The 1,310-nt window shown below is 56.6% G+C and carries 2 protein-coding genes; both read right to left on the reverse strand.

Translation table 11 applies throughout. The features are described 5' to 3' along the window. Positions 1-212: 212 nt before the first annotated feature. On the reverse strand, positions 213-530 hold the full coding sequence (locus PUT78_RS23565; protein ID WP_274354643.1) for a DnaJ family domain-containing protein: 318 nt from the start codon (positions 528-530) through the stop codon (positions 213-215). Between the two features lie 241 nt (positions 531-771). Further along, positions 772-1,011 (reverse strand): hypothetical protein, encoded by a 240-nt coding sequence (locus tag PUT78_RS23570; protein WP_274354644.1) that lies wholly within the window; start codon positions 1,009-1,011, stop codon positions 772-774. Positions 1,012-1,310: the final 299 nt, after the last annotated feature.

Genomic DNA, 1,310 nt, shown 5'->3' on the forward strand with positions numbered 1-1,310 from the left:
GCGCTTTGCAAGATCAATCCCGATGATGGTAACTTCGGACATGGATGCTCTCTCCTTCTGTGATGTCTTCAGCAAACATCACCTTGGCACATTACGATGCCGTCGGGAGGGGGCATCCATGCCATCAGCAAAGCCCTTCGGACCATATCCTGCTGCCCGGACGAGGGTAGCTGTCGCAAATGCTTCGGTTGAGCATCAACGCGAACGAGCCCTTAGCTGTCGTAGAAGCGTCGCCGCGCTTCCTGTTCAATGCTGAGGCGCAACTGAAGATCATTAAGCTTGATCATCTCTCGCTTGCGAGCCTCTTCACCCGTCGTTTCCTGCAATATTCGGGACTGCGCCTCGACGGCTTTCCGCAGCTGAATTTCACGCGGCACCACGCCTGCGTCAGCCATAATGCGAAACCCGATAGCGTCTGCGCTCCCATCACCTTCGATATTCAGCGGTTTTCCGGCCCCTTTAAGGTTGTCAAGCTGGCCTTCAGCTTGCGCTTTCAGGATCTGTCGTTCAGCAAGATCTGAGAATTTCATCTTCTGTTCCTTCCAGGTCGCACCAAACTGATGCACAGCGGCGCGTTGCCATGCGCTGCAAAACCTACCAGTTCTTTTTATATAGGGCCGCGACTGATCGGGTCAGATTTTTTATAGCCGCTTAGTCCGCACTGCGGACGGATGCGGCCATCGTTACGCCGCGCCGCGCACGACCGGCGGCAAAGGGCTGGAACTCCCTAGCCGTTGTTATTTTATCCCGGGTCTGTCAGTGGCCATTGCCTCAGAGACCGAGGATCTCCTTCGCCTCGGCCAGCGCGTCGACCGAAGCCTGGTGATTGCCCGCTTCATGCTCGGTCTCTCCAAGGGTGCGTAATTCTTTCACCCTTGCAAGATCGGCTTCCGAGAGCGACGCGGTTTCCAATGCGGCGTCGATCTCGCTCATATCCGCCGGACATTGGAAAGCAAGGACAGGAGTGGCGGCAAACGCGGTAAAGGCCAAGGCAAGGCACAAACGTTTCATGGTGTTGTCTCCTTTCATTCGTGGTGACGGTGGCGAAACTATAACACATGAGCCCGTAATTGAGATAGCGCGGGATTGGCGGAGATCGAAGGCTCCCCTGGTCGGCGATCACTTGGACGGCCAGTTGATACGTGGCATGGGGAGTGTCCGGTTTTCTGGCGTCCGAGACGATAAGACTTGCAGCAGCGAACTTCCGCTCCACTGGGCGCGACATTGGAGCCGAAGGGGGCGGTCATCACGACGACCGTCTGCAAAGGGCTGAACAACGGTCATTGGTTGCCGCGGGTCGAACGGTAGCA

This window comes from Roseinatronobacter alkalisoli (assembly GCF_028745735.1).
GTDB classification, from domain to species: Bacteria; Pseudomonadota; Alphaproteobacteria; order Rhodobacterales; family Rhodobacteraceae; genus Roseinatronobacter; species Roseinatronobacter alkalisoli.